Source organism: Leifsonia sp. NPDC058194 (genome assembly GCF_042883605.1).
Classification (GTDB): domain Bacteria; phylum Actinomycetota; class Actinomycetes; order Actinomycetales; family Microbacteriaceae; genus Leifsonia.
Window position 1 is genome coordinate 320,452 of sequence record NZ_JBHVVL010000004.1, and the last position, 25,909, is coordinate 346,360.

Annotated in this window: 21 protein-coding genes; 11 read left to right on the plus strand and 10 right to left on the minus strand. The window is 70.6% G+C overall.

Annotation, left to right across the window (positions count from 1 at the left end; genetic code table 11):
- Window positions 1-95: 95 nt before the first annotated feature.
- The 4 genes from ACFVU2_RS16445 to ACFVU2_RS16460 form a co-directional block, all read right to left on the minus strand.
- Window positions 96-1,901, minus strand: coding sequence for a DEAD/DEAH box helicase (locus ACFVU2_RS16445; RefSeq protein WP_387876842.1), 1,806 nt, complete (start codon window positions 1,899-1,901; stop codon window positions 96-98).
- 1,239 nt (window positions 1,902-3,140) lie between these two features.
- Window positions 3,141-4,079 carry an NUDIX domain-containing protein gene (locus ACFVU2_RS16450; RefSeq protein ID WP_387876429.1) on the minus strand — a complete coding sequence of 313 codons (939 nt, stop codon included), beginning with the start codon at window positions 4,077-4,079 and terminating at the stop codon, window positions 3,141-3,143.
- The gene (locus ACFVU2_RS16455) at window positions 4,076-6,274 is read right to left on the minus strand and encodes an RNA degradosome polyphosphate kinase (RefSeq protein WP_387876432.1); all 2,199 of its coding nucleotides are present in this window, start codon (window positions 6,272-6,274) and stop codon (window positions 4,076-4,078) included. Before ACFVU2_RS16455 ends, ACFVU2_RS16450 begins: the two co-directional genes overlap by 4 nt.
- Window positions 6,275-6,349: 75 nt before the next feature.
- On the minus strand, window positions 6,350-7,042 hold the full coding sequence (locus ACFVU2_RS16460) for a DNA-binding response regulator (RefSeq protein WP_387876433.1): 693 nt from the start codon (window positions 7,040-7,042) through the stop codon (window positions 6,350-6,352).
- A 90-nt stretch (window positions 7,043-7,132) separates the two neighbouring features.
- Here ACFVU2_RS16460 and ACFVU2_RS16465 point away from each other — a divergent pair, with 90 nt between their 5' ends.
- The 3 genes from ACFVU2_RS16465 (at window position 7,133) to ACFVU2_RS16475 (ending at window position 9,375) form a co-directional block, all read left to right on the plus strand.
- Window positions 7,133-7,501, plus strand: coding sequence for a hypothetical protein (locus ACFVU2_RS16465; protein ID WP_387876436.1), 369 nt, complete (start codon window positions 7,133-7,135; stop codon window positions 7,499-7,501).
- Between the two features lie 144 nt (window positions 7,502-7,645).
- Window positions 7,646-8,242 (plus strand): FABP family protein, encoded by a 597-nt coding sequence (locus tag ACFVU2_RS16470; RefSeq protein ID WP_387876439.1) that lies wholly within the window; start codon window positions 7,646-7,648, stop codon window positions 8,240-8,242.
- Window positions 8,242-9,375, plus strand: coding sequence for a YgfZ/GcvT domain-containing protein (locus ACFVU2_RS16475; protein WP_387876442.1), 1,134 nt, complete (start codon window positions 8,242-8,244; stop codon window positions 9,373-9,375). Before ACFVU2_RS16470 ends, ACFVU2_RS16475 begins: the two co-directional genes overlap by 1 nt.
- 75 nt (window positions 9,376-9,450) lie before the next feature.
- Here ACFVU2_RS16475 and ACFVU2_RS16480 read toward each other — a convergent pair whose 3' ends face one another.
- Window positions 9,451-10,269, minus strand: coding sequence for a class I SAM-dependent methyltransferase (locus tag ACFVU2_RS16480; protein ID WP_387876443.1), 819 nt, complete (start codon window positions 10,267-10,269; stop codon window positions 9,451-9,453).
- A 39-nt stretch (window positions 10,270-10,308) separates the two neighbouring features.
- Between ACFVU2_RS16480 and ACFVU2_RS16485 the strand changes: the two genes are divergently transcribed.
- Window positions 10,309-11,058 carry a phosphoglyceromutase gene (locus tag ACFVU2_RS16485; RefSeq protein ID WP_387876446.1) on the plus strand — a complete coding sequence of 250 codons (750 nt, stop codon included), beginning with the start codon at window positions 10,309-10,311 and terminating at the stop codon, window positions 11,056-11,058.
- A gap of 90 nt (window positions 11,059-11,148) precedes the next feature.
- Here the strand turns inward: ACFVU2_RS16485 and phoU are convergent, their stop codons facing one another.
- On the minus strand, window positions 11,149-11,805 hold the full coding sequence (gene phoU / locus ACFVU2_RS16490; RefSeq protein WP_387876448.1) for a phosphate signaling complex protein PhoU: 657 nt from the start codon (window positions 11,803-11,805) through the stop codon (window positions 11,149-11,151).
- Window positions 11,806-11,998: 193 nt separating this feature from the next.
- Here phoU and ACFVU2_RS16495 point away from each other — a divergent pair, with 193 nt between their 5' ends.
- Window positions 11,999-13,150 (plus strand): sensor histidine kinase, encoded by a 1,152-nt coding sequence (locus ACFVU2_RS16495; RefSeq protein ID WP_387876449.1) that lies wholly within the window; start codon window positions 11,999-12,001, stop codon window positions 13,148-13,150.
- A complete protein-coding gene (locus ACFVU2_RS16500; RefSeq protein ID WP_387876451.1) occupies window positions 13,147-13,830 on the plus strand; it encodes a response regulator in 684 nt (227 codons plus the stop codon). Before ACFVU2_RS16495 ends, ACFVU2_RS16500 begins: the two co-directional genes overlap by 4 nt.
- Before the next feature lie 81 nt (window positions 13,831-13,911).
- Here the strand turns inward: ACFVU2_RS16500 and ACFVU2_RS16505 are convergent, their stop codons facing one another.
- Window positions 13,912-14,466 (minus strand): hypothetical protein, encoded by a 555-nt coding sequence (locus tag ACFVU2_RS16505; RefSeq protein ID WP_387876454.1) that lies wholly within the window; start codon window positions 14,464-14,466, stop codon window positions 13,912-13,914.
- Window positions 14,467-14,645: 179 nt separating this feature from the next.
- Here ACFVU2_RS16505 and ACFVU2_RS16510 point away from each other — a divergent pair, with 179 nt between their 5' ends.
- From ACFVU2_RS16510 to rlmB, 5 genes are all read left to right on the plus strand, one after another.
- A complete protein-coding gene (locus ACFVU2_RS16510) occupies window positions 14,646-15,128 on the plus strand; it encodes a CarD family transcriptional regulator (protein WP_090040831.1) in 483 nt (160 codons plus the stop codon).
- Between the two features lie 212 nt (window positions 15,129-15,340).
- Window positions 15,341-19,408, plus strand: a complete 4,068-nt coding sequence (locus tag ACFVU2_RS16515; protein ID WP_387876457.1) for a glycoside hydrolase — start codon at window positions 15,341-15,343, stop codon at window positions 19,406-19,408.
- A gap of 79 nt (window positions 19,409-19,487) precedes the next feature.
- The gene (gene ispD / locus ACFVU2_RS16520; protein WP_387876460.1) at window positions 19,488-20,675 is read left to right on the plus strand and encodes a 2-C-methyl-D-erythritol 4-phosphate cytidylyltransferase; all 1,188 of its coding nucleotides are present in this window, start codon (window positions 19,488-19,490) and stop codon (window positions 20,673-20,675) included.
- A 34-nt stretch (window positions 20,676-20,709) separates the two neighbouring features.
- On the plus strand, window positions 20,710-22,143 hold the full coding sequence (gene cysS, locus ACFVU2_RS16525) for a cysteine--tRNA ligase (RefSeq protein ID WP_387876463.1): 1,434 nt from the start codon (window positions 20,710-20,712) through the stop codon (window positions 22,141-22,143).
- The gene (gene rlmB, locus ACFVU2_RS16530) at window positions 22,140-23,153 is read left to right on the plus strand and encodes a 23S rRNA (guanosine(2251)-2'-O)-methyltransferase RlmB (RefSeq protein ID WP_387876465.1); all 1,014 of its coding nucleotides are present in this window, start codon (window positions 22,140-22,142) and stop codon (window positions 23,151-23,153) included. Before cysS ends, rlmB begins: the two co-directional genes overlap by 4 nt.
- A gap of 79 nt (window positions 23,154-23,232) precedes the next feature.
- On the opposite strand, the gene ACFVU2_RS16535 is transcribed toward rlmB, so the two are convergent.
- From ACFVU2_RS16535 to ACFVU2_RS16545, 3 genes are read right to left on the minus strand one after another with little or no spacing between them, the layout of a single operon-like run.
- Window positions 23,233-24,015, minus strand: a complete 783-nt coding sequence (locus tag ACFVU2_RS16535; RefSeq protein WP_387876468.1) for an amino acid ABC transporter ATP-binding protein — start codon at window positions 24,013-24,015, stop codon at window positions 23,233-23,235.
- The gene (locus ACFVU2_RS16540; protein WP_387876470.1) at window positions 24,012-25,007 is read right to left on the minus strand and encodes an amino acid ABC transporter permease; all 996 of its coding nucleotides are present in this window, start codon (window positions 25,005-25,007) and stop codon (window positions 24,012-24,014) included. The genes ACFVU2_RS16535 and ACFVU2_RS16540 overlap by 4 nt, the downstream gene beginning before the upstream one ends.
- Window positions 24,991-25,887 carry an ABC transporter substrate-binding protein gene (locus ACFVU2_RS16545; RefSeq protein WP_387876472.1) on the minus strand — a complete coding sequence of 299 codons (897 nt, stop codon included), beginning with the start codon at window positions 25,885-25,887 and terminating at the stop codon, window positions 24,991-24,993. The genes ACFVU2_RS16540 and ACFVU2_RS16545 overlap by 17 nt, the downstream gene beginning before the upstream one ends.
- Window positions 25,888-25,909: the final 22 nt, after the last annotated feature.

The following is a 25,909-nucleotide window of genomic DNA, read 5'->3' on the forward strand; positions in this document are numbered from 1 at the left end:
GCGTGAGACGCTATTCCCGGTGTCTGACCAGCGTCCCCCGCAACGGTAAACGGAAGGTGAACGAGGGGTGTTGTCTTGGATGCTGCGGGGACCGATCAGGCGAGGAGCCCGCGGATGTCCTCCGCAGTCAGCGCCGCGTCGAATCCGGATTCGCCGTCGAGCACCGCCCCGAACAGCCGTGCCTTCTCGGCCTTCAGAGCCATCACCTTCTCCTCGATGGTGTCGGCGGCGACCAGCCGGTACACCATCACCGGCGAGGTCTGGCCGATCCGGTGCGTGCGGTCGATGGCCTGCTGCTCGACCGCGGGATTCCACCACGGGTCGAGCAGGAACACGTAGTCGGCCTCGGTCAGGTTCAGGCCGAACCCACCCGCGCGGAGGCTGATCAGGAAGACCGGGGCGGACCCTGCGCGGAAGCCGTCGATGACCTCCGCACGGCGCCGCGTGGCCCCGTCGAGCATCGCGAACGGGATGCCCGCCGCGGTCAGCCGCTCGGCCGCTTTCGCGAGGTAGCTGGTGAACTGGCTGAACACCAGCGCGCGGTGGCCCTCGGCGAGGACGTCTGCGAGCTGCTCCAGCAGGGCGTCCAGCTTGGCCGACGGGATGTCGTCGAACTCCCCGTGCGGGTCGTCCGGGGCGTCGATCAGGGAGGCGTCGAGGCTCAGCCGCCGCAGCAGCGTGAGCGAGCGGAGGACGTTGAACCGCTGGCGGTCGAGGTCGTCCACCAGGTCGAGGATCTTCTGGCGCTCGCGCTGCAGGTAGGCGTCGTAGACGCGGCGGTGGCTGGGGGAGAGCTCGACCGTCAGCACCTGCTCCTGCCGCGCGGGCAGCTCGGGTGCGACCTGCTCCTTGGTGCGGCGGAGCAGGAGCGGGCGCACGCGGCGCCGCAGCGTCTCCAGCCGCGCGGCAGCGACGTCGTCCCTCGCCGCGATCGGCTGGGCGTAGTGCTGGGTGAACCGGTGCGCCGGCGGAAGCAGTCCGGGCGCCACGATCGCGAAGAGCGCCCACAGCTCCAGGAGGTCGTTCTCGAGCGGCGTCCCCGTGATCGCGAGTTTGAACGGGACGGGGAAGTCGCGGGCGCAGCGGTGCACGAGGGACTGCCGGTTCTTCACGACCTGCGCCTCGTCGAGCACGAGGCCCGCCCAGGCCAGCTCCGTGTACCGGTCGGCGTCGAGGCGGAAGAGGGCGTACGAGGTGACGACCAGGTCTGCGTCCGCCACCGCCTCCCGCAATCGCGACGTGCTCCGCACACCGGCGGTGAGGGTGACGACCTTCAGGCCGGGCGTGAATCGACCGGCCTCAGCGCCCCAGTTCGAGACGACGGAGGCGGGCGCGACGACCAGGAACGGCGGGGCGGGCTCGCCTTCGGTGCCGGCGGCGACCGCGTCGGCGATGAGGCTGAGCGTCTGCACCGTCTTGCCGAGCCCCATGTCGTCGGCGAGGATCCCGCCGAGCCCGTGACGCCAGAGGAAGTGCAGCCAGCGCCGGCCGTGCTCCTGGTACGGCCTCAACGTGGCGGTCGTGGCGGGCGCGGGAGGCGGCGCATCGCCGAGCGGGTCCGCGCCGTCGGCCAGGGCCAGCAGCCCCGCGACCGTCTCGCGCCAGGCGTCGTCCTGCTCGGTGTCGTCGGCGAGCTCGTCGAGCTCCTCCCAGACCGCGGCCTGATGGCGGTTGAGCCGCAGCACGCCGGTCTCCCATTCGGGGAAGGTCGAGGCGTCCTGGATGATCTCGCGCAACCGGTCGAACACCGGTGTGTCGAGGGGAAGGTACGTGCGGTCGATGAGGAGCAGCTTCTTCGCGCCGCGGCTCAGCGCTGCGAAGAGCGGGGTGAACGGGATGTCACGGCCGTCGACGCGGACGATCACGCCCAGGTCGAACCAGTCCGGCTCCGCGCTGGGCATCGCCGTGATGGTCAGCTCGGGGGCGTCGGTGATCGCCCGGAACGCCGGGCGCTCACCCACCTCCCGGATGCGGAGATCGCCGCGGCCCGCCAGCCGGGGGAGCGTCTCCTCCACGAACTCGAGCGCGTCGAGGCCGCGCAGCGCCAGTGGGACCCCGGCGACGAGGGAGCCGGGGAGCGGGTTCCGGCCGATGAGGGCCAGTCGCTGTGCTTCGGCCTCCGGATCGCTGTACTGACCGGGCGCGGGATCGAGGTCGGTCGGCCGCCGGGTGCGAGCGGATCCGACGTGGTAGAGCCACTCCCAGTGCAGCTCGACCGACTCGCTCGGACGGTGCTCGACCACGAGTGCGAGGACCGGCGGTTCGATGCGCGGGAAGGTGACGCTGTCGTCCGCGCTCACGATCGAGATCGCCTGGCGCAGCAACGGGTAGGCATCGTGCAGGAAGTCGTCGGACTCCGCCGCGGGTACGCGGGGAAGCGGGTGCTCGAGCACCGACCGCTGCTCGGATGTCAGCGGCGCAGTACTGGGCGCGAGCAGGATGCGCGGCGCCGGAGACCAGTGCACCGCGTAGAGGCCGTGGTCGCCGATGCGGCCCACCGACTCGGGAGGGTGTCGCTCGCCGTCGAACAGCACGACCGTCTCCAGCTCGAGCCCGTCGTCGCCGGCGCTCGCGTCGAGCAGCACCTCGGCGACCTGACCGATCTGCACCGACCCGTCCGCGGCGCCGGTGACCAGACTCACCCCGGCGTCGCCGGCCTGAGCGAGCAGCTCCCAGAGCAGAGGGCTCTCGTAGTCGTCGAGGAGGATGCGGTCGGGGTCGTCGCCGAGAGGGACGGGCGTCGAGCGCTGCAGTGCCGACACCTGGTGGAACCAGCGGATCTGGCGGCGTGAGAGGGACAGGCGGTGCACATGGTGCTGGATGGTGGCCCAGCTGATGCCGGAGGTCTTCCAGCGTCCCGACGGGCCGAGCACTGCCGGGCGCACGGCCAGGACGACGGGGGCGCCCGACCCCGGCTCGGCCGGGACGGTGCGGGAGCTCGGTCGCTGCCACCGATCCGTCGGCCGCCGTTCGAGCTGCCGCACCTCGAAGTGGAGGGCGGTCGTCGCCTCGCCCGCGGCCTCCTCGGTGGTCGGGCGCGACAGGCGGGCGACCGCGTCCCGCCAGGGCGAGCGCGGGGCAGGATCGGCGGGAGTCATCGCGTCACGTTCTCACGGACCTGCGACACCGGGCGGGTGCCGTCACGCCACAGCGGGTGCGTACGTCTCGATGGAGATGATCCCGGATGCGGGATTCGATGCCGAGAGATGCACCACCGAGAACCCGCCCGTGTCGAGGTCGGCAGCGTCGGTGAGGTAGGAGCCGGGCATCGTGCCGGTCGCGAGGGCGATCTCGCGGAGGATCTCGGGCAGGACGGGCCCGTGGCTGCAGAGCACGGCGTTCTTGCCGGCGCGTACGCGTTTGCCGACGACCGTGCGGACGTCGCCGCGGCCCTCCTCGTACGCCTCCTGGCTGATGTCGTGGGTGCGGTGCGGCTGGATCCCGGTCGCGGCCGCGAGCGGTGCGACGGTCGCGACGCAGCGGACCGCGTCGCTCGTCACGATGCGCTTGGGCCGCCAGGCGACCAGGGACGGCACGTCGCCCGCCGCCTGCTTCACGCCGCGGTCGGTCAGCGGGCGGGAGGCGTCGGATCCGTTCCACCCTCCGCGCGGCTCCGCCTTGCCGTGACGCAGAGCGATGAGCGAGAACGTCGACGTGATGCCCTGGCGCACGAACCCGTCGAACGCGTCGAGGATCTCGACATCGCGCTCGTAGGTCAGATAGCCGCGCGCCTTCTTGATGGTCACCCACTCGACCGCGGCGATCTCGTTGTTCGGGACGAAGGTCGATTGCGCGATCGCGCGCGCGGACACCTCCGCCGCCCAGTAGTGCACGATCTTCTCGCGCCCGCTGCTCAGGGGGTAGGTGGAGACGCCGAGGGGGAGGCCGAGTCCGATCTTGAGCCCGGTCTCCTCCTGGATCTCGCGCACCGCGGTCTGGGGGAGCGTCTCGCCCGGATCGACCTTGCCCTTGGGGATGGTGACGTCGCCGTACTTCGTGCGATGCACGACGAGCACGACAATACGGTCGTCCACCACCCGCCAGCACAGGGCCCCGGCGGCGTAGATGGCCTGACTCACCGCCTGCTTCCCGTGCGCTGGCTCCGCGGCCGGTGACTGATCTGCTGCATGAGTTTATTCTGCAGGTCGATCAGCGGCTTGCCGTCATCGTCCAGGTGGTGGCGCGTCCAATCGCCGTCCTCACCGAGCGCCCAGGCCGCGGTCCGCGGGTCGAACGCGAGGTCGAAGAGGTCGTCGAGCTCGGTCAGGTGATCGGGCGAGGTCAGGCGCACGAGCGCCTCGACGCGCCGGTCGAGGTTGCGGTGCATCATGTCGGCGCTGCCGATGTAGACCTGGGGGTCGCCGTCGTTCACGAAGGAGAACACGCGGGAGTGCTCGAGGTAGCGGCCGAGCACCGACCGCACGCGGATGTTCTCGGAGAGCCCCTCGCGCCCGGGGACGAGGCCGCAGATGCCGCGCACCCACAGGTCGATCGGCACACCCGCCTGGCTCGCACGGTAGAGGGCGTCGATGATCGCCTCGTCGACGATCGAGTTGAGCTTGATCCGGATGCCCGACGGCTTGCCCGCAGCCGCGTTCGCGCGCTCGGTGTCGATGCGCTTCAGCAGGCCCTTGCGCAGGTGGAGGGGCGCGACGAGCAGTCGCTTGAACTTCTTCTCGATCGCGTAGCCCGAGAGCTCATTGAAGAGACGGGTGAGGTCTTTGCCGACCTGGTCGTCGGCGGTCAGCAGGCCGAGGTCCTCGTAGATGCGCGACGTCTTCGGGTTGTAGTTGCCCGTCCCGATGTGGCTGTAGTGCTTGAGCACGCCCTTCTCCTCGCGGATGACGAGCGCGAGCTTGCAGTGCGTCTTGAGCCCGACGAGGCCGTAGACGACGTGCACACCCGCCTTCTCGAGCTTGCGGGCCCACGAGATGTTGTTCTGCTCGTCGAAGCGCGCCTTGATCTCCACGAGGGCGAGGACCTGCTTGCCGGCCTCGGCGGCGTCGATCAGGGCCTCGACGATCGGGCTGTCGCCCGACGTGCGGTAGAGCGTCTGCTTGATGGCGAGCACGTGCGGGTCGGCGGCGGCCTGCTCGAGGAACGCCTGGACGCTCGTCGCGAAGGACTCGTAGGGGTGGTGGAGCAGGATGTCGCCGCGCGACACCGCCGCGAACACGTTCGGCGTGGCGTTCGGCTCGCTCGGCATGAGCTGCGCTGCCGTGGTGGGGACGTGGTTGGGGTAGTGCAGATCGGGCCGGTCGATGCGGGCCAGGTCGAAGAGTCCGCCGAGGTCGAGCGGCGCGGGCAGACGGTAGACCTCCTGCTCGGTGACGTCGAGCTCGCGCACGAGCAGCCCGAGCGTCACGTCGTCCATGTCGTCGGTGACTTCGAGGCGGATGGGAGGGCCGAACCGGCGGCGCAGCAGCTCGCGTTCGAGCGCCTGGATCAGGTTCTCGGTCTCGTCCTCGTCGACCTCGACGTCTTCGTTGCGGGTGACGCGGAACACATGGTGGTCGAGGATCTCCATGCCCGGGAACAGGTCGCCGAGGTGGTTGGCGATGAGGTCTTCGAGGGGGATGAAGCGCACCTCGCCGAGTCCCTCACGCTGATCGATGCGCACGAAGCGCGGAAGCATCTGCGGGACCTTGAGGCGGGCGAACTGCTCCTTGCCGGTGCGGGAGTTGCGCACGCGCACGGAGAGGTTGAGCGAGAGCCCCGAGATGTAGGGGAACGGGTGCGCCGGGTCGACGGCGAGCGGCATCAGGACCGGGAAGATCTGCAGCGAGAACACCTCCCGCATCTGCGCCCGGTCGGCTTCGTCGAGCTGGTCCCACGGGACGACGGAGATGCCGGCGGCGTCGAGGTCCGGCTCGACCAGCTCGCGATAGGCACGGGCGTGCCGCTCCTGCAGCTCGTGGGCCTTGAGGGAGATGTCGGCGAGGACGTCCTGCGGGGCGCGGCCGACATTCGTCGGCACGGCGAGCCCGGTCGCGATGCGCCGCTTGAGGCCGGCCACGCGGACCATGAAGAACTCATCCAGGTTGCTCGCGAAGATGGCGAGGAAGTTCGCCCGCTCGAGGACCGGGAGCAGCGGATCCTCCGCGAGCTCCAGCACGCGCTGATTGAACGCCAGCCAGCTGATCTCGCGGTCGAGATACCGGTCGTCGGGCAGATCGGGGTCGGGCTCGTAGATGAAAGGCGCGAAGTCGTCGTCGAAGTCGCTGCCCAGGCTTCCGGTCAGCCCGCTGTCGAGGAGGATGTCATCGGCGTCCATCCCCCCATCTTGGCACTCGCCCGCGACGTCGGGGACGGAGCCGGGTTAACGGTGGATAAACGCGTACCCCACACCTCAGCTGTGGACGCTGGAGGGCACCCGGTCGTTGTCGTCGTCGTAGACGTTGAAGCGGTAGCCCACGTTGCGGACCGTGCCGATCAGCGACTCCAGGTCGCCGAGCTTGGCCCGCAGCCGCCGCACGTGCACGTCGACCGTGCGCGTGCCGCCGAAGTAGTCGTAGCCCCACACCTCGCTGAGCAGCTGCTCGCGGGTGAAGACCCGCGACGGGTGGGTGGCGAAGAAGCGGAGGAGCTCGAACTCCTTGAAGGTGAGGTCGAGCTGGCGGCCGTGCGCCTTGGCCGAGTAGCTGGCCTCGTCGATGGTGATCCCGGAGGCCTGGATCTTGCTCTGCGAGTGCTCCTGCGTCTGGCGCCCGATCGCGAGCCGGATCCGGGCGTCGATCTCGGCGGGCCCGGCGTTGTCGAGCACGACGTCGCTGGCGCCCCAGTCCGCGCTCACGGCGGTGAGGCCGCCTTCGGTGAGGACGAGCAGAAGCGGCACGGTCACACCGGTGGTGGTGAGGATCTTGCACAGGGATTTCGCGCTGGCCAGGTCGCGCCGCGCGTCGACGAAGATCAGGTCGCAGCTCGGAGCGTTGACGAGAGCCGCCGGCTCGGCCGGGATCTGGCGCGTGCGGTGGCTGAGGAGGGCGAGCGACGGGAGCACCTCCGCGTCGGGCGCAGAGGTGAGGATCAACAGCTGCGCCACCCAGGTCCTCCACCCTCTCGGTGCCGCAATGCTACCCGAAATGCATGCGCCGGCCGTCCGCGGGTCCCTTCCGCAGGGCACAATGGGTCCATGAGCGACATCGCCAACGGCGCGCCCGGGCCGGATCTGCCGGGGCCCGGTCCGCACCCGCAGGGCCCCGCCGCGGCCGCCGAGCCGCCGGAGCCCATGCCCCGAGCCGTGCTCTACGGAAGCGTCGGATCGGTCTGGGCCGTCTCGATCGTGCTCGCCGTGCTGATCGGCGCGCTCTCCCCGCACTCCGCGTACGCGTCGTGGCTCTCCCTCGCGCTCGGTGTGAGCGTGCTGCTGGCCTTCGCCGCCCAGCTGGCGACCCAGCGCAAGGACGGCTTCGTCAACCGGCTCGCGGCGACGCTGACCGGCAGCTTCGTCATCCTCGGCATCACCGGCGCGGTCCTTGCCCTCGTCGCGGCCGCGAGCTGACATAGACTCTGTACATGCTCGTCGCTCTCGAACTCTTCTTCGTCGGCCTGCTGGGCCTGGCCACGCTCGCGATCCTCGGCGTCTCCGGACTGGTCGTCTACAACCTCTTCCGCGGCCAGCGCTAGGCGGGGGAGCGGTCACGTCATGATCGAGATCCCGACCGACCTCCCCTCCGAGCTCGTTCCGCTCTCCTGGCTCATCGGCGTCTGGGAGGGCACCGGCGTGCTCGACTACGCCATCGAGGACGAGCACACCGAGCTCGAGTTCGGGCAGTGCGTGAGCTTCAGCCACGACGGGCAGGCGTACCTCAACTACTCGTCGACCTCGTGGATCCTCGACGAGGAGAAGACGCCGCTCGCCGCCGAGACGGGCTACTGGCGGCTGAGCCGCAAGCTCATCGAGGGCGACCAGGGGCCGGCGATGCTCCCAGGCACGGGACCGCGCCCGTTCGGCACCGCGCAGGCGGTCGAGACGCTGCGCAACGCCAACGGCGCCTTCGACATCGACGTCTCCGTCATCCACCCGGACGGCGTCAGCGAGCTGTACCTGGGCCAGGTGAAGGGCCCGCGCATCGACCTCGCGACCGACGCCGTGCTCCGCACCGCGGGGGCCAAGGAGTACACCGCCGCGACGCGTCTCTACGGCCTGGTCGAGAACCACCTCCTCTGGGCGTGGGACATCGCCGCCCTCGGGCAGGAGCTGCGCACGCACGCCTCCGCCCGCCTCGCCAAGGCGGAATGATGACCTCCTCCCCGTTCCTCCGGCTTCCGGGGGCCGTCGATGCGGCGGCCGTCCCCACCGTGACGGCCGAGCCCGGCGTGCCCGCCCACTACGGCAACCCGCTCGGCGAGCAGCGCGCCCTCGCCGAGGGCCGGGCCATCGTCGACCTCTCGGACCGCGCCGTCCTCACCGTCACCGGCCCCGACCGGCTCAGCTGGCTCAACTCGATCACCAGCCAGGCGCTGGGCCGTCTGCAGCCAGGAGAGTCGTCCGAGACCCTGCTGCTGGATGTCACGGGCCGCGTCGAGCACGCGGTGCGGCTCCTCGACGACGGCGAGACGCTCTGGCTGCTGGTCGACCGCCCCGAGGCCGAGGGGCTGCTCTCGTGGCTCGACCGGATGCGCTTCATGCTCCGCGTGGAACTGGCGGACCGGACCGACGACCTCGCCACGATCGGCACCCTCGGCGACCCGCCGCTGCCGATCGCCGCCCCGAACGGCGTCCCCCTCGTCTGGCACGACCCCTGGCGGTCGGTGACGGCCGGAGGCCACCAGTACGCGCAGGGCGAGCATCCCGGAGCCGGCTGGACCTGGAGCGAGCGGCTCGTGCCGCGCGACGCGCTCGACTCGATCGTCGCCCGCGTCGAGAGCGGCGAGCTCGTCGCCGCCGGAGCCGCCGCGGCCGACGCGCTGCGCATCGCCGCCTGGCGCCCGCGGTTCGCGACGGAGGTCGACGAGCGGACCATCCCGCACGAGCTCGACTGGCTGCGCAGCGCCGTCCACCTCGACAAGGGGTGCTACCGCGGGCAGGAGACGGTGGCCAAGGTCCACAACCTCGGTCATCCGCCGCGCCGCCTCGTGATGCTCCACCTCGACGGCTCCGAGGGCGCGCATCCCGCGCGCGGCGCCTCGGTGACGCTCGGCGAGAAGGAGGTCGGAACCGTGACCTCCACGGCTCTGCACTACGAGCTCGGCCCGATCGCGCTCGCCGTGGTGAAGCGCAGCACCGCACCCGACGCCACGCTCACGGTCGACGCCGACGGCACTCCCGTCGCGGCCGCGCAGGAGGTCGTCGTGCCTCCTGGAGCCGGCGCCGAAGCGCAGGTCCCGCATCTGCCGCGACTTGGTGCCGTCACCCGCCGTCCCCGCGCCTGACGCGCGCGACATTCGTGCCGAATGTCGCGAACACGGCGTCCGAAGTCGACATTCGGCACGAATGCGCGAGGCAGGCTACGCGGGAGAGACGGCGTCCCAGTCGACGGTGAGCTCGCCGAGACGCCAGCGCGTACGGCCGCCGCGCACCGGCCAGCCCGCGTCGCGCATGCCCTGCGCGACGGCGATCCAGCGCTGCGACGGCCCGTAGGCGGCCAGCGGCGAGTGGATGCGCCACAGGCGATCCAGGTCCGCGAGGAAGGCATGCACACGCTCGCCCGGCACGTTGCGGTGGATGAGGGCCTTCGGCAGCCGCTCGGCGACGACCGACGGCGCGTCCAGCCCGCGCAGCCGCAGGGACACCGTGAGCGAGAGCGGCCCGTCCGGATCGAGGGCGACCCAGCTGGCGATCCGGCCGATCTCGTCGCAGGTGCCCTCGACCAGCAGCCCGCCGGGCTGCAGGCGCGAGCGCATCCGCTCCCAGGCGGCGGGGACCTGCGACTCGTCGTACTGGCGCAGGACGTTGAACGCGCGGATGACCGCAGCCCGCCGACCGTCGGGGAGGGGGACCTCGAACCCGCCGACGGCGAAGCGGATGCGGGCGTCGGCGGCGAAGCCGGTCCGCCCCGCCCGGACGGCGACGAGCTGCTCCTCGGCCGTGCGGACCCGGGCGGGCTCGATCTCGAGGCCGACGACCTCGACGTCCGGCCGTGCCTTCGCCAGGCGCTGCTGCAGTTCGAGCGCGGTCACCCCGCTCGCGCCGTAGCCGAGGTCGACGACGAGGGGGTCCGTGGTGCGGCGGAGGACCGGCTGGGCCGCGACCCAGCGGTCGATGCGGCGCAGCCGGTTGGTGTTGGTCGTGCCACGCGTCACCGTGCCGATCGCACCGGAAGCCATCGCTCCAGTCTGCCGTACCCGGCACGGTAGATTAGGAGCATGTCCGCGCCCTACACTTTGATCCTCCTCCGCCACGGCAACAGCGAGTGGAACCAGAAGAACCTGTTCACCGGCTGGGTGGACGTCCGGCTCAGCGAGCAGGGCGTCACCGAGGCCAAGCGTGCCGGCGAGCTGCTCGCCGAGTCCGGCCTGCAGCCCGACATCCTCTACACCTCCGTGCTCACGCGGGCGATCCAGACCGCGAACTACGCGCTCGACGTCTCGGACCGCCTCTGGATCGACGTGAAGCGCTCCTGGCGCCTCAACGAGCGCCACTACGGTGCCCTCCAGGGCCTCGACAAGGCCGAGACGCTCGAGAAGTACGGTCCCGAGCAGTTCCAGCTGTGGCGCCGGTCGTTCGACGTCCCGCCGCCCCTGCTGGACGACGACAGCGAGTTCTCGCAGGCGCACGACCCGCGCTATGCCGGTCTGGGCGCCGACCTCCCGCGCACGGAGTGCCTGAAGGACGTCATCGACCGGATGCTGCCCTACTGGGAGTCCGACATCACGGCGAGCCTCGTCGAGGGCAAGACGGTGCTGGTGACCGCGCACGGCAACTCGCTGCGCGCCCTGGTGAAGCACCTCGACGGCATCTCGGACGACGACATCGCCGAGCTCAACATCCCGACCGGCATCCCGCTCGTCTACAAGCTCGACGCGGACTTCCGCCCGGTCGAGCCCGCGTACTACCTCGACCCGGAGGCCGCGGCCGCCGGCGCCGCCGCGGTCGCCGCCCAGGGCAAGAAGTAGCCCCGAGAAGGCACGAAGCACACGAAAAACCGCCGAGCGGGCAGATCATTCGCCCGCTCGGCGGTTTTTCGTGTCAGGGGTGACCCGGGATCAGGAGGCGAGCTCCGGGGCCCAGTCGCCGGTCGCGAGGTACTGGACCTTCTTGGCGATCGAGACCGCGTGGTCCGCGAAGCGCTCGTGGTACCGGGAGGCGAGGGTCGCGTCGACGGTGTCGACGGCCTGGCCCTTCCACGTCTCGCCGAGGACCTTGTCGAACACGCTGGCGTGCAGCTCGTCCACGTCGTCGTCATCGTTGCGGATCTCGTCGGCGAGCCTGATGTCCTGCGTGCGGAGCAGCTCGGCGAGCTTCTCCGCGATGGCGACGTCGAGACGGCCCATCTCGGCGAAGGTGGAGCGCAGACCCTTCGGCACGACCTTGTCCGGGAACCGGTAGCGGGCGAGCTGGGCGATGTGCTCGGCCATGTCGCCCATCCGCTCGAGGGAGGCGCTGATGCGCAGCGCGCTGACGACGATGCGGAGGTCACGCGCGACAGGCTGCTGCCGGGCGAGGATCTGGATGGAGAGCTCGTCGAGGACGACCGTGAGCTCGTCGATCTTGTGGTCGTTGGCGATGACGTCCTCGGCGAGCGAGACGTCGGACTCGTTGAACGCCCGTGTCGCCTGCTGGATGGAGTGGACGACGAGCTCGGCGATCTCGACGAGTCGGTCCTGGACGTCGGCCAGCTCCTGCTGGAACACTTCGCGCATGGGGTGGGATCCTTCCTGGGCGTGCGCGGGCACGCGGGATGCGGGGGTCATCTGACCCCGTTCTCGATGTTCGCCGCATCAGGTTAACAGTCGGTGCCCGCAGCCTGAACACTGTTTAACGTACCCGCGAAAACACGCGCCGAAACGGGGCACGCGGCAGAGCGTGTGTTCCACCATCCCATACGCTTGCGACATGGACTCCGCCTGGTTGGTGCTGCTCTCGCTGGGCCTCGGCCTCGCCGTCGGCGCCGGTTTCGTGTGGATCCTGCACATCGCCGCCCGTCGGGGCGACCATGCGGCCGCGGTGGTGAACCCCGCGGTACCGGACGGTGTCGATCAGGTGCTCGACGCGATGGAGTCGGCGGGAGTCGTGCTCGACCCCTCGAACAACGTCATCAAGGCCTCTCCGGGCGCCCACGCCATCGGCCTGGTCTGGAGCGGGACGCTCGTCCACCCGCACCTCATCGCGCTCGTCGACCGCGTGCGCCGCTCCGGCGAGCCGGTCACGGAGGACTGCGAGCTGGCGCGCGGCCCCTTCGGCGATGCGAACATCCACCTCAGCGTGCGCGTAGCCCGTCTCGGCTCGCGGTACATCCTGCTGCTCGCGGAGGACCGCACCGAATCCTTCCGGCTCGATTCCGTACGCCGCGACTTCGTCGCGAACATCAGCCACGAGCTGAAGACGCCGATCGGCGCCGTCGGCCTCCTGGCGGAAGCGCTCGACGGCGCGTCCGACGATCCCGAGCAGGTGCGCCGCTTCGCGCACCGGCTGTCGGAGGAGGCGGAGCGGCTCGCCCGCATCACCCGCGACATCATCGAGTTGAGCAGGCTCCAGGCCACGGATGCCCTGGGGGATGCCCACACGCTCTCCGCCGCCAAGATCGTGAAGTCCGCCATCGACCAGAACCGGGTGGCGGCCGAAGCGCGCGGCATCGAGATCGCCATGCGCGGCGAGAAGTCGGCCGAGGTGCTCGGCAACGAGAAGCTGCTCGTCACGGCCGTCGACAACCTCATCTCGAACGCCATCCAGTACTCTCCCGACGAGTCCCGGGTTGGGATCGGCGTGCGCACCCTCGACGGCGTCGTCGAGATCGCCGTCACCGACCAGGGCGAGGGGATCCCCGAGGACGACCTGGATCGCGTGTTCGAGCGGTTCTTCCGCGTCGACCAGGCCCGGTCGCGCAACACCGGCGGCACCGGACTCGGCCTCTCGATCGTCAAGCACGCCGTGCAGAACCACGGCGGCGAGGTCCGCGTCTGGTCGCAGCCGGGGCGCGGCTCCACCTTCACCATCCGACTGCCAGAAGCTTCCACCGTTCGCCCCCCGATAGGAGAGAACAAGTGACATCCATCCTGCTCGTCGAGGATGAGGCCGCGCTCAGCGAGCCGCTCGCGTACCTGCTCGGCCGAGAGGGCTACGAGGTGACGGTCGCCGAAGACGGCCCCACCGCGCTGGCCGAGTTCGACAAGGACGGCTCGGATCTCGTGCTGCTCGACCTGATGCTCCCGGGCATCCCGGGCACCGAGGTCTGCCGCGAGATCCGCTCGCGCTCGAACGTGCCGATCATCATGCTGACCGCCAAGGACTCCGAGGTGGACATCGTGGTCGGGCTCGAGCTCGGCGCCGACGACTACGTGACCAAGCCGTACTCGTCGCGCGAGCTGCTCGCTCGCATCCGCGCCGTCCTGCGCCGCCGGGTCGAAGCGGACGAGATCGAGGACGACGGCATCCTGGAGGCCGGCACCGTGCGGATGGATGTGGACCGCCACACCGTCGCCGTCAACGGCTCCGAGATCTCCATGCCGCTGAAGGAATTCGAGCTGCTGGAGCTGCTGCTCCGCAACGCCGGGCGCGTGCTGACCCGCGGTCAGCTGATCGACCGCGTGTGGGGGAGCGACTACTTCGGCGACACGAAGACGCTCGACGTGCACATCAAGCGCATCCGTTCGCGCATCGAGGAGAGCCCGTCGGAACCGCAGATGCTCGTGACGGTTCGCGGGCTGGGCTACCGCTTCAACGCCTGACCGCCGCCGGCCGACCGCCGCATACGACGAAGCCGCCCCTCGCGATGAGGGGCGGCTTCGTCGTTGCGTGCGGGGTCCGGACTACGGAGCCGGGGTCTCCGTCGGGACCGGGGTCTCGGAGATCGCCGGAGTCGGCGTCGGAGTCGGGAGCGCCGTCGGCGGCACGAGGTCCTTGTACTCGGTGAGACCGCCGTCGAGGACGGGGACCTGCAGCTGGACGCCGGTCTGGTCGCCGTACTGGAAGTAGACGGGGTACAGGCTGCCCGGGAGGGCGGAGAACGGGGTGAAGAAGACGTTGCCGGAGGTCGACTCGGGGTCGGTGCCGACCTTCTTGGTCTGGCCGGCGTCGACGGTGACGTAGGCGGCCTCGCCGCTCTTGTCGCCGCCGGTGACGGCGACCTTCTGCGCGGTCGAGCCGGTGTTCACGAGGGTCACGACCAGGCTGCCGACCGTGCCGCCCGAGGCGTCGGTCACGAGGATGGCGTTGCGCACGTCGATGGTGCCGACGCTCCCGCTGACCCCGTCGCTCGCGTCGTAGTGCTTCGTGGTGGCCTGCGGGGCGATGAGCCCGCAACCCGCGGTGCCGAACGCAACCGTCAGGGCGAGGACGACGGACGCCGCGACTCGAGCTTTCACTGGATGACCCTCCTGATCGTTCCGCTCGACGGCGCGGTGCAGCCCTGTCAGGAAGCGGAGATTCGAGTCGAGTTTAGCGTATGCGCGAGGGCGTCCCGGGGCCCGCGGGAGGTGCGAGGGCGAACCTTAGCATGTGGCTCGTGTGGTATCCTATTCTTTGCTGAAGGGACAACATATCTATGCTTTTCGAGGTTGGCGAAACCGTCGTTTACCCCCATCACGGTGCTGCAACGATCACCGAGGTCAAGAAAAGAATCATCAAGGGTGAAGAGAAGCTGTACCTCAAGCTCAACGTGACGCAGGGCGATCTGACCATCGAGGTCCCCGCCGAGAACGTCGACCTCGTCGGAGTGCGCGACGTGATCGGCAAGGAGGGGCTGGACCGCGTGTTCGAGGTCCTGCGCGCCCCGTTCACCGAGGAGCCCACCAACTGGTCGCGCCGGTACAAGGCGAACCTGGAGAAGCTGGCGTCGGGCGACGTCATCAAGGTCTCGGAGGTCGTCCGCGACCTCTGGCGCCGCGATCAGGACCGCGGCCTGTCGGCCGGCGAGAAGCGCATGCTGGCGAAGGCTCGTCAGATCCTGATCTCCGAGCTCGCGCTGGCCGAGAAGACCGATGACGAGAAGGCCTCCACCCTTCTCGACGAGGTCCTCGCCTCCTAGGCTGCTCACCTTCGTTCTCACGGCCCCGCGACCTTCTGGTCGCGGGGCCGTATACGTTTCACCGGGCATGCCTGCGGCGGAATGGATGCCGTCGAAGCGGAGACCCCGTCGGCACTGATCGTTGACTTTTGTTCACGGGTTAGGCCAGACTCGGCCATGTTGACGTAAACATGTTGACGTCAACATCACCAGAATCGAAAGGTCACCTGACAGTGTCGTCACGTCTTCGACGGCTGCTGCTCGCCTCCTTCGCCGTCGGCTCCCTCGCCGCGGCCGGGAGCATCACGAGCATCCCCGGCAGCCCGAGCACCGCTGCAGCCGCGACCGCCTCCGCGGTCACGATCAACCCCAACCCCGCCTATCAGAACGCCGCCTTCGAAGGCTGGGGCACCAGCCTCGCCTGGTTCGCCAACGCGACCGGAGGCTACCCCGAGGCCGTTCGCCAGGACCTGTTCGACAAGGTCTTCGGCAGCGACGGACTCAACCTCAACATCGCCCGCTACAACATCGGCGGCGGCAACGCCACCGACGTGCCGCCCTACCTGCGCGCCGGCGGCGCCGTGGAGGGCTGGTGGAACCCCGATGTCACGGCCACGGACGCCCAGGGCGCCATCACGAGCACCTACGCCGACCGCAACCGGCTCGGCGCCGCGTGGGATGCGGACGACCCCGCCTCCTACGACTTCACGGCCGACGCGACCCAGCGCTGGTGGATCGACGCGCTGAAGGACAGGATCACGAAGTGGGAGGCGTTCAGCAACTCGCCGCCGTACTTCATGACCAACAGCGGCTACGTCTCAGGCAACTTCACCGCGGCCAACGACCAGCTGAAGACGTCGAGCATCGCTGACTACGTCACCTACCTGAAGGCGGTCGTCCAGCACATCGAGCAGACGAGCGGGATCGCCTTCGACAGCATCGACCCGTTCAACGAGCCCAACACGAACTACTGGGGCACGAACATCGACTCGAGCACCGGCTGGCCCAAGAAGGGCGGCCAGGAGGGCGCCCACATGGGCCCGGCGCTGCAGGACACCGTGATCAAGGCCCTGCAGGCGGAGCTCGCGAAGGCGGGGACCACGACGGGCGCGCACATCTCCGCGATGGACGAGACCAACCCCTCCATCTTCATGACCGACTGGAACGGCTGGTCGCAGCAGTCCAAGGCCGCCGTCGACCAGCTCAACGTGCACACGTACGGCACGAGCGGCCGCACCCAGGTGCGCGACGTCGCGAAGGCCAACGGCAAGGACCTCTGGATGAGCGAGGTCGAGGGCGACTGGGACGGCACCGGCGTCAACAACCAGACGAACATCAACAACGGCATCGGCATGGCCACCCGCATCACCGACGACCTGCGCGAGCTCGAGCCGAGCGCCTGGGTCTTCTGGCAGCCGGTGGAGGACTACTACAACATGCAGAAGGTCGAGAAGCTCAACTGGGGCAGCATCGACATCGACTTCGACTGCAACGCCGACGGCAACTCGGTGCGGCGCCTCGCCGACGGCGACGCCGACCCGTCGTGCAAGGTCGTGACCAACGCGAAGTACAACACGGTGCGCAACTTCACCCACTACATCCGCCCGGGCGATCACATCATCCCCTCGACCAACACGGCGACCACCACGGCGCTCGGCGCCGACGGGACTTCCGTCACCCTGGTCCACACGAACGCCGGCACCGCGCCGGAGGACCTCACCCTCGACCTCGCCAAGTTCGGCGCGATCGACGCCGGTGCGACCGTGACGCCGATCGTCACCACGGAGTCGCCCGCGAGCGACCCCACCGCGAACGCGCTCGTTCAGAAGGCGGCCGTCCCGGTGGATGCCGCGGCCAAGACCGCCCGCGTCGCGGTGCCCGCCAAGTCGGTGACGACCCTCGTCGTCCGCGGAGTGCACGGGGTGGCCGACACGGCCGTGCCGCTGCAGGACGGGCAGACCTACCAGCTCCGCGGCGTGCAGAGCGGCAAGAACCTGACCGGGAGCACTGCCGGAACCGCGACGATCACGTCGTCCGCGACCACCGCGTCCGCCGCCTCCACCCAGGCGTGGACCGTGCGCAAGCTGACCCAGGGAGCGGCCAACACGGAGCGCTACACGCTGCAGGACGGCTCCGGCCGGTACCTCACGGCCACCACCGCCGGAACCGCGGTGAAGGCGCTCGCACCCGACGCGGCCGCCGCCGACCCCGCGGCCCAATGGATGCTGTCCACCGTCGACGGCGCCCGCTACAGCCTCCTGAGCGTCGCCGCCGGCTCGGTGCTCGACGTCGGCGGCCAGTCGACGGCCGAGAACGCGCCCGTGGGGGTCTACGGCTCGAACACTGGCACGAACCAGCTCTGGACCATCCAGGACACCGCTCTCGTCTCGGTGCAGCCGGTGACCGTCGCCACCCTCGCGGGAACGGCGCCCGCCCTGCCCGCGACCGTCGTCCCGGTGTACCGCAGCGGGGCCGGCTCGCCCGTCCCGGTGACGTGGGACACGGCAGGAGCCGACTGGAGCGTCCCCGGCTCGATCACGATCCATGGCGCGGGAACCGATCTCTTCGGCCACGCGTTCGACTCCGCCATCGCGACCGTCGACGTCGGCGGATACAGCAGGACCGACCCGGTCTCGCTCACCACGTTCGCCGGCGTCTCCGCCGCAGCGGTGCGTGCGAGCGCCCCCGCGACGGTTCCGGCGCACGTCGGCGCGAGCGGCGCGACGCACGACGCGGCCGTCACCTGGGACTGGAGCTCCGTCACCGACGCGTCGCTCGCCGCCGTCGGGGTCGTCACCGTCCCGGGCACCGCGGTCTCGAACGATCCGGCCGCTCCGTCGCTCCCGGCGACGCTGTCGCTGATCGTCACGAGCCCGTCGGAGCGGAATGTCGCGACGGACGCCGCGGTGAAGGCGAGCGCGACCTCCACCGAGAGCGGCTACTCGGCCGACAACACCCGGAACGGCAACCTCGCCGACAAGGGCTGGTCGAACTGGGTGTCGACGAACAAGCCGACCTCCAGCACCCTCACCTACGACCTCGGCAGCACGCAGACCGTGAACCATCTCACGCTCTACGCCTACAAGGACGGATCGACGACGAGCTGGCCCAGCCAGATCACCGTCCAGTACGCCGACGACTCGGGTGCATGGATCGACGCGCCGGGCTCACCGGTCGCCGTGCCGATCCCCTCCGACGGGACGGCGCCGATCGTCGACGTCGTGCTCGGCGGGGTCAACACCTCGAAGGTCCGCGTCGTCATGACCGCGTACGCCAACACCCACATGACGATCGCCGAGGTCCAGATCTACGCGCGCACCGCCGGCACGGGCACCGTCTCAGGACTCGCCGCGCTGACCGTCGACGGTGAACCGGTCGCCGGCTTCGCGACGGGGACGACCGCGTACACCGTGAACACACGAGGAGCGGCCGTGCCCCGGCTCTCCGCCGTCCCCGTGGACGGGAAGGCCGCGGTCGCCGTGGTCCAGCCCTCCGGGGCGAACGGGTTCGTGGGCTCGGTCACCGTCACCAGCGAGGACGGCGCATCGAGCACCGCCTACACCGTGACGCTGACGCGACAGATCGCGCTCGCGGTGGCCGACCTCGGCGGCGCGCGCGTCGCCGAGCCGGTGACGGCGAAGCCCACCTCGGATCCGGCCGACGCGACCCTCCGCTACACCTGGCTGGTCGACGGGGTCGCGGTCGTGACCGAGTCGGCCGCCGCGTCGTACACACCGCAGGCCGCGGACGAGGGCCTTCCGCTGAGCGTCTCAGTCACGGCCTCCGCCGATGGATACGAGACGGCGACCGCCGACTCCGGTTCCGTCGTCGTCGGGGCTGCGGCTCCCGAGCCCGCCGCGGCCGTCACCGGAGCGGTGGACGCCTCCGGGCGTGCCCTGACTGACGGCGCCACGCTGAAGCCCGGGGACGCGGTGACGATCACGGTCGACCCGACCGTGGTCGGCACGGAGTACGCGCTCGAGTTCCACTCGACGCCGGTCACCATCGCGTCGGCGGTCGGCGACGGTCGCGCGGTCACCCTTCTCGGCACCATCCCCGTCGATGCCGCGGCCGGTGCGCACCGGCTCGTGGTCCGGACGGCGGCGGGAGAGCTCTGGAGCGTCGGTGTCGTGATCGCAGCGTCCGCCGCCACCGGTGGGGCAGGAGCCGTCGGCGGCCTCGCCGACACGGGAAGCACGCTGCCCGTCACGGCCGCGGTGCTGGCGCTGCTCCTCCTCGGAGGCGGAGCGACGGCCCTCCTGGCCCGGGGAGGCCGGAGCCGCCGGCGCCGCTCGGCCTGACCTGCTCCGCCCGCACCGCACGCGCCCCTGCCGCCCGGCCCACCGCCGGGCGGCAGGGGTGTCCCGGTAGTCTCGTGGGGTGAGCAGCAGCATCCCGGACCCCCGCGTGGCCGTCGTCGTCGTCGCCGCGGGAAGCGGCACGCGTCTGGGCGCCGCGCTCCCTAAAGCGTTCGTCGCCCTCGCCGGCCGCACCCTGCTCGAGCGATCGCTCGACGCGGTGCACGGGATGGCCGAACCCGCGCAGACGATCGTCGTCGCCCCCGCCGAGCGGGTCCCCGAGGCGCAGGCACTCGCCGACGCCGCTCTCGGCGGATCGGCCCGCCTCGACGTCGTGGCCGGAGGCGACACCCGTCAGCGCTCCGTCGCCGCCGGTCTGGCGGTGCTCGCTCCGACGGTGGAGGTCGTGCTCGTCCACGACGCGGCCCGCGCGCTCACCCCCTCCTCCCTTTTCGACGCGGTCGTCTCAGCGGTCCGTGCGGCCGGGCACGGGGTGATCCCCGGCCTGCCCGTGAGCGACACGATCAAGCGGGTGTCGCGCGACGGCGCGGTGCACGAGACCGTCGACCGGTCGGAGCTCTCGGCGATCCAGACACCGCAGGGGTTCCCCCGCGACCAGCTGCTGGCCGCCTACGCGGCCGCCGAGCGCGACGAGACCGACGACGCCGGGCTCGTCGCCGCCGCCGGGCATCCCGTCGCCGTCGTGCCGGGCGACGCGCACGCGTTCAAGATCACCACGCCGTGGGACCTGCGCCGGGCGGAGGAGCTGCTCGGAGCCCCCGGAGCCTCCGCAGCCTCCGGAGCGCCCCGCATCGGGTTCGGGAGCGACACGCACGCCTTCGACGCCGGCGCCGAGCTCTGGCTCGCCGGCCTGCACTGGCCGGGGGAGAAGGGCCTCGCGGGTCACAGCGACGGCGACGCGGTCGCGCACGCCATCGTCGACGCGCTGCTCTCGGCCGCGGGCCTCGGCGACATCGGCAGCGTCTTCGGCACCGGCGACCCGCGCTTCGCGGACGCCCGCGGTGCGGTCTTCCTCGCCGAGACCCGGCGGCTGGTGGAGGCCGCCGGCTATCGCATCGGCAACGTCTCGGTGCAGATCATCGGCAACCGGCCGATCTTCTCGCCGCGGCGGGCGGAGGCGCAGGAGGCCCTGTCGGCGGTCCTCGGAGCGCCCGTTTCGGTCAGTGCGACCACCACGGACCGCCTCGGCTTCACCGGCCGCGGGGAGGGCGTCGCCGCTCTCGCGACCGGCCTGCTGCTCCCGCGCTGAGCGCAGGGAGCGCGCGGCCCGTAGGCTGTATGCCGTGACTCTGCGACTCTACGACACGAAGGCCGGCGCCCTGCGCGACTTCGTCCCCCTCCGCCCCGGCGAAGCAGGGATGTACGTCTGCGGCCCGACCGTCCAGTCGTCGCCGCACATCGGGCACCTGCGCTCGGCCCTGGTCTACGACCAGCTGCGCCGGTGGCTGACCTACCGCGGCCTCGAGGTGACCCTCGTGCGCAACGTCACCGACATCGACGACAAGATCCTCCTCAACGCCGAAGCGGCCCGCGCGGAGGGCAGCAGCGAGGAGTGGTGGGCGCTCGCCTACCGCTACGAGCTCGAGTTCACCGCGGGTTACACGGCGCTCGGCGTGCAGCCGCCGACCTACGAGCCGCGGGCGACCGCCAGCATCCCGCAGATGCAGCAGATCATCGAGCGCCTGATCGAGCGCGGTCACGCGTACGCGGCGGCGGACGGCTCGGGCGACGTCTACTTCGACGTGACGAGCTGGCTGACTTACGGGGCGCTCACCCGGCAGAGCATCGACAACATGGAGGCGGCCGCCGACGCCGACCCGCGCGACAAGCGCGACCCCCGCGACTTCGCGCTCTGGAAAGGCCGCAAGGCCGACGAGCCCGCGTCGGCGGCGTTCCCGTCCCCCTGGGGCGACGGCCGCCCGGGCTGGCACATCGAGTGCTCCGCGATGTCGCGGCGCTATCTCGGCCCGCAGTTCGACATCCACGGCGGCGGTCTCGACCTGCGCTTCCCGCACCACGAGAACGAACTGGCCCAGTCCACTGCCGCGGGCGACGCGTTCGCCAACTACTGGGTGCACAACGGCCTCGTGCACGTGAACGGCCAGAAGATGAGCAAGTCGCTCGGCAACTCGGTCTACGCCGCCGATCTGCTCGGCGCCGCGCGTCCCCTGGTCGTGCGCTACTACCTCGGCTCGGCGCACTACCGTTCGACCATCGACTTCCACGACGGCTCGCTCGCCGAGGCGGAGGCGGCCCTCGACCGCATCGCCGGATTCTTCGACCGCGTGGACCGGCGGTTGGCCGGCACCCGGTTCGCCGGCAGCGGCGCGGAAGTCGTGCCCGACGCGTTCGCCGCGGCGATGGACGACGACCTCGCCGTGCCGCAGGCGCTCGCCGTGCTGCACGACACCGTGCGTTCAGGCAACGCCGCACTTGATGCGGAAGACTTGGAGGCCGCCGCCACCGCGCGCGGTCAGGCCCTCGCGATGACCGAGGTCCTGGGCATCAACCCGTTGTCCCCGCAGTGGAGCCGATCCGGCTCGTCCGCCGCCGACGCGGCGCTCGGCCAGCTCGTCTCGCGACTGCTCGACGACCGTCAGGCCGCCCGGCAGGCGCGCGATTTCGCCTCTGCCGACCGCATCCGCGACGAGCTGATCGGCGCGGGCATCACCATCGAAGACACCCCGACGGGGTCGCATTGGAGTATCGAAGCATGAAGAGTTCGGGTGGCAAGTCCCGCGGCGGCGCCGTGAGGAAGGGGCGCAAGGGCGCCCAGGTCGGCAGCGGAGGCAACGGGCGCAGAGCGCTCGAAGGCAAGGGGCCGACGCCGAAGGCGGAGGATCGCGAGTACCACGTCGCGCACAAGGCCAAGGTGCTGCGCGAGCGCGCAGCGGCCAAGCAGGCGGGCCGGGGCGGCCGCGACGCCGCGCCGCGTGGCGCATCCGGTGCCGCCCGTCGCGCGAAGAGCGGGGACGAGAGCGAGATCGTCACGGGTCGCAACTCGGTGCTCGAGGCCCTGCGCGCGCGCATCCCGGCCACGACGCTCTACATCGCCGCCCGGGTGGAGATGGACGACCGCATGAAGGAGATCCTCTCCATCGCGACGGGCCGCGGCATCCCGGTGCTCGAGATCATGCGCCCGGAGCTCGACCGGCTCGCCGGCCGCGACGCGGTGCACCAGGGGATCGCCCTCAAGGTGCCGCCGTACGAGTACGCGCACCCCGGAGAGCTGCTCGACGCCACCCTCCGCACGGACCAGACGCCGCTCTTCGTCGCCCTCGACGGCATCACCGACCCGCGCAACCTGGGGGCGATCATCCGCTCCACCGCTGCGTTCGGCGGGCAGGGTGTCATCATCCCGCAGCGCCGCTCGGTGGGCATGACCGCCTCGGCGTGGAAGACCTCGGCCGGGGCGGCGGCGCGCACGCCCGTCGCGATGGCCGCGAACCTGACCCAGACGCTGAAGGCGTTCAAGCAGGCCGGCGTCTTCGTGCTCGGTCTCGACGGCGGCGGCGACATCGCGCTCCCCGGCCTGTCGTTCGCCGACCGCCCGGTCGTCATCGTTGTCGGCAGCGAGGGCAAGGGGCTGTCGCGGCTCGTCACCGAGACCTGCGACGCCGTTGTCTCCATCCCGATCAGCGCCGCCACCGAGTCCCTCAACGCCGGCATCGCCGTGAGCGTCACGCTCTACGAGATCGCGAAGCTGCGCGCCGAGTCCGCCTCCTGACGCGTCGCCATCCGTTCCGGACTCGTGCACGCGACACGCCGTGCGTGAGCGTACAGAAGTCCGGAACGGATGGTGGAGGTCAGAGCACGTGGGAGAGGAACGCGCGGGTGCGCTGGTGCTGCGGGTCGGCGATCATCGCGCGCGGGTCGCCGGACTCGACCACGACGCCGCCGTCCATGAACACCAGGGTGTCGCCGACCTCGCGGGCGAAGCCGATCTCGTGCGTGACGACGACCATGGTCATGCCCGACTGGGCCAGGCCCTTCATCACGTCGAGCACTTCGCCGACGAGCTCGGGGTCGAGCGCCGAGGTGGGCTCGTCGAACAGCATCAGCTTCGGTTCCATCGCGAGAGCACGCGCGATGGCGACCCGCTGCTGCTGGCCGCCGGAGAGCTGACCCGGGTAGGCGTTCGCCTTGGCGCCGAGGCCGACCCGGTCGAGCAGCTCGCGGGCGCGCGCCGCCGCCTTGTCGGGCTTCTGGCCGCCGACCATGATCGGCGCGGTCGTCACGTTCTCCAGCACCGACAGATGCGGGAACAGGTTGAAGCGCTGGAACACCATCCCGATGTCGCGGCGCTGCGCCGCGGCCTCCTTCGGGCCCAGATCGTGCAGCCGGTCGCCGGCCTGACGGTACCCGATGAGGGAGCCGTCGACCAGGATGCGGCCGCCGTCGATGCTCTCGAGGTGGTTGATGCACCGGAGGAAGGTGGACTTGCCCGATCCGGACGGCCCGATCACGCAGACGACCTCGCCCTGCTGCACATCGAGCGAGACGCCCTTGAGCACGTGGTGGTTGCCGTACGCCTTGTGGACCTCTTCGGCCCGGACCATCGGCCGCAGGCCCGTCGCGGTGCCGGTCATCGTCCCGCTCCTTCCGTCTGAGTGGGGGGAGTGGGCGGAGCGGACGGATCCGCGTCGCCCGCGCCGAAGGGCGCCGTCTCGGGCATCGGCTCCGGGATGTGCTCCCCGCCGCGCTGGTCGAAGCCGCGCGCGAAGCGCCGCTCGAGGAAGTGCTGGCCGATCATCATGAGCGAGGTGAACGCCAGATACCAGACCGAGGCCACCAGGAGCAGCGGGATCGGGTTCAGCGTCTCCGCCGAGATGTCCCGCGAGCGCGTGTAGAGGTCGAGGCTGAACGGCACCGCCGTGACGAGGGAGGTGGTCTTCAGCATCGAGATGACCTCGTTGCCGGTCGGCGGGATGATCACGCGCATCGCCTGCGGCAGCACGATCTTGCGCATGGTCTGGGCGCGGGTGAGCCCCAGAGCCGTGGAGGCCTCCTTCTGTCCCAGATCGACCGACAGCAGGCCGGCGCGCACGATCTCGGCCATGTAGGCGGCCTCGTTGAGCGCGAGGCCGAACACGGCGATCCAGAACACGTCGAACAGGTCGATGCTCTCGAACACCAGCCACGGCTGCTGGAACGGGATGCCGATCTCGATCGTGCGGTAGATCGTCGACAGCAGGCCCCAGAAGACCAGCTGCACGTAGACCGGGGTGCCGCGGAAGATCCAGATGAACACGCCCGACGCCCAGCGCAGGATCGGGTTCGGGCTCTGCCGCATCACGGCCAGGAGCACACCGAGCACGACGGCGATGATCATCGAGAGCACGGTGAGGAGCAGGGTGACGCCGGCGGCCTGCACGATGCGAGGGTCGAAGAGGTACTCCGCGAACGCGGCCCAGTCGTAGGCCTCCCGTCGACCGGCGTCGATGACGAACAGGACGATGGCGAGGATGATCACGACGCCGGCGACGGCCCGCCACGGATGGCGGACCGGCGTCGAGCGGATCGCAGGGGCGCCGGTCACCGGGTGGAGACCGGCGCCGGAGGCGCTATTCGGTCGCGCCATTGATCTGCATGGTGTCGAGCGCGCCGTTCTCGACGCCCCAGAAGGTGAGGATCTTGGTGTAGCTGCCGTCCTTCTGCAGGTCCTCCAGCGCGGCGAGGATGGCCTGGGCGAACTCGCCGCGGTCCTTCTTCACCGGGGTGCCCGAGAGCAGCGAGTCGTAGATCGGCGACGTGACGAGCTTGCCCTTGCTGAGCTTGGCCGCGTAACCGATGACGGGGGAGTCGGCGACCATGGCATCCGCTCGGCCCAGCGTCACGGCAGCGGTGGCGTCGTCCTGCGTGTCGTAGCCGAGCTGCGTGACCTTCTGCTTGCCCGCCGCCTCGCACTTCTTGTCCACCTCGGGCAGGTAGACGAGCGGCGCGGAGCCGCCGTTCTGCACGGCGACCTTCAGGCCGCAGACGTCGAGCTCGTCGGTGATCGGCTTCGCCGAGGGGGACGCGAACTGGTTGCCCGCGGTGAAGAAGTCGACCATGTCGAGCGTCTCCTCGCGTTTCTTCGTGTCGTAGTAGCCGCCGAGGCCCATGTCGTACTTCTCGCCCAGGATGCTCGGGACGATGTTGTCGAACTTGGCGACCCGGTAGTCGGTCTTCACGCCGAGCTTGGCGGCGACGGCGTCGATCAGGTCGATCTCCCAGCCGATCGGGTCGCCGTTCTTGTCCTTGAACTCGTTGGGGGCGTACGTCGGGTCGACGCCGATGACGAGCTTGCCGGCCTTCTGGATGTCGGCGGGCAGCAGGTCCGCCGCGGCGCTGCTCTTCGCGATCTTCAGGTCGGTCAGAGCCGTCTGCCGGTCCGCGCTGCCCGCGGCGCCGCTCGAGCAGCCGGTGAGCACGGCGGTGACGGCGGCCACGGCGAGGACGGTGAGGGTGCGATTTCTCATGGTGCTGTCTCCTTGGGGGTGT

Bases quoted from the DNA above. Each gene is read 5' to 3' on its own strand.
- ACFVU2_RS16445 (WP_387876842.1), bottom strand. From the start codon at position 1,901: ATGCCCAGCGCGGAGCCGGACTGGTTCGACCTGGGCGTGATCGTCCGC.
- ACFVU2_RS16455 (WP_387876432.1), bottom strand. From the start codon at position 6,274: ATGGACGCCGATGACATCCTCCTCGACAGCGGGCTGACCGGAAGCCTG.
- ACFVU2_RS16465 (WP_387876436.1), top strand. From the start codon at position 7,133: ATGAGCGACATCGCCAACGGCGCGCCCGGGCCGGATCTGCCGGGGCCC.
- ACFVU2_RS16470 (WP_387876439.1), top strand. From the start codon at position 7,646: ATGATCGAGATCCCGACCGACCTCCCCTCCGAGCTCGTTCCGCTCTCC.
- ACFVU2_RS16475 (WP_387876442.1), top strand. From the start codon at position 8,242: ATGACCTCCTCCCCGTTCCTCCGGCTTCCGGGGGCCGTCGATGCGGCG.
- ACFVU2_RS16480 (WP_387876443.1), bottom strand. From the start codon at position 10,269: ATGGCTTCCGGTGCGATCGGCACGGTGACGCGTGGCACGACCAACACC.
- ACFVU2_RS16485 (WP_387876446.1), top strand. From the start codon at position 10,309: ATGTCCGCGCCCTACACTTTGATCCTCCTCCGCCACGGCAACAGCGAG.
- phoU (WP_387876448.1), bottom strand. From the start codon at position 11,805: ATGCGCGAAGTGTTCCAGCAGGAGCTGGCCGACGTCCAGGACCGACTC.
- ACFVU2_RS16495 (WP_387876449.1), top strand. From the start codon at position 11,999: ATGGACTCCGCCTGGTTGGTGCTGCTCTCGCTGGGCCTCGGCCTCGCC.
- ACFVU2_RS16510 (WP_090040831.1), top strand. From the start codon at position 14,646: ATGCTTTTCGAGGTTGGCGAAACCGTCGTTTACCCCCATCACGGTGCT.
- rlmB (WP_387876465.1), top strand. From the start codon at position 22,140: ATGAAGAGTTCGGGTGGCAAGTCCCGCGGCGGCGCCGTGAGGAAGGGG.
- ACFVU2_RS16535 (WP_387876468.1), bottom strand. From the start codon at position 24,015: ATGACCGGCACCGCGACGGGCCTGCGGCCGATGGTCCGGGCCGAAGAG.
- ACFVU2_RS16540 (WP_387876470.1), bottom strand. From the start codon at position 25,007: ATGGCGCGACCGAATAGCGCCTCCGGCGCCGGTCTCCACCCGGTGACC.
- ACFVU2_RS16545 (WP_387876472.1), bottom strand. From the start codon at position 25,887: ATGAGAAATCGCACCCTCACCGTCCTCGCCGTGGCCGCCGTCACCGCC.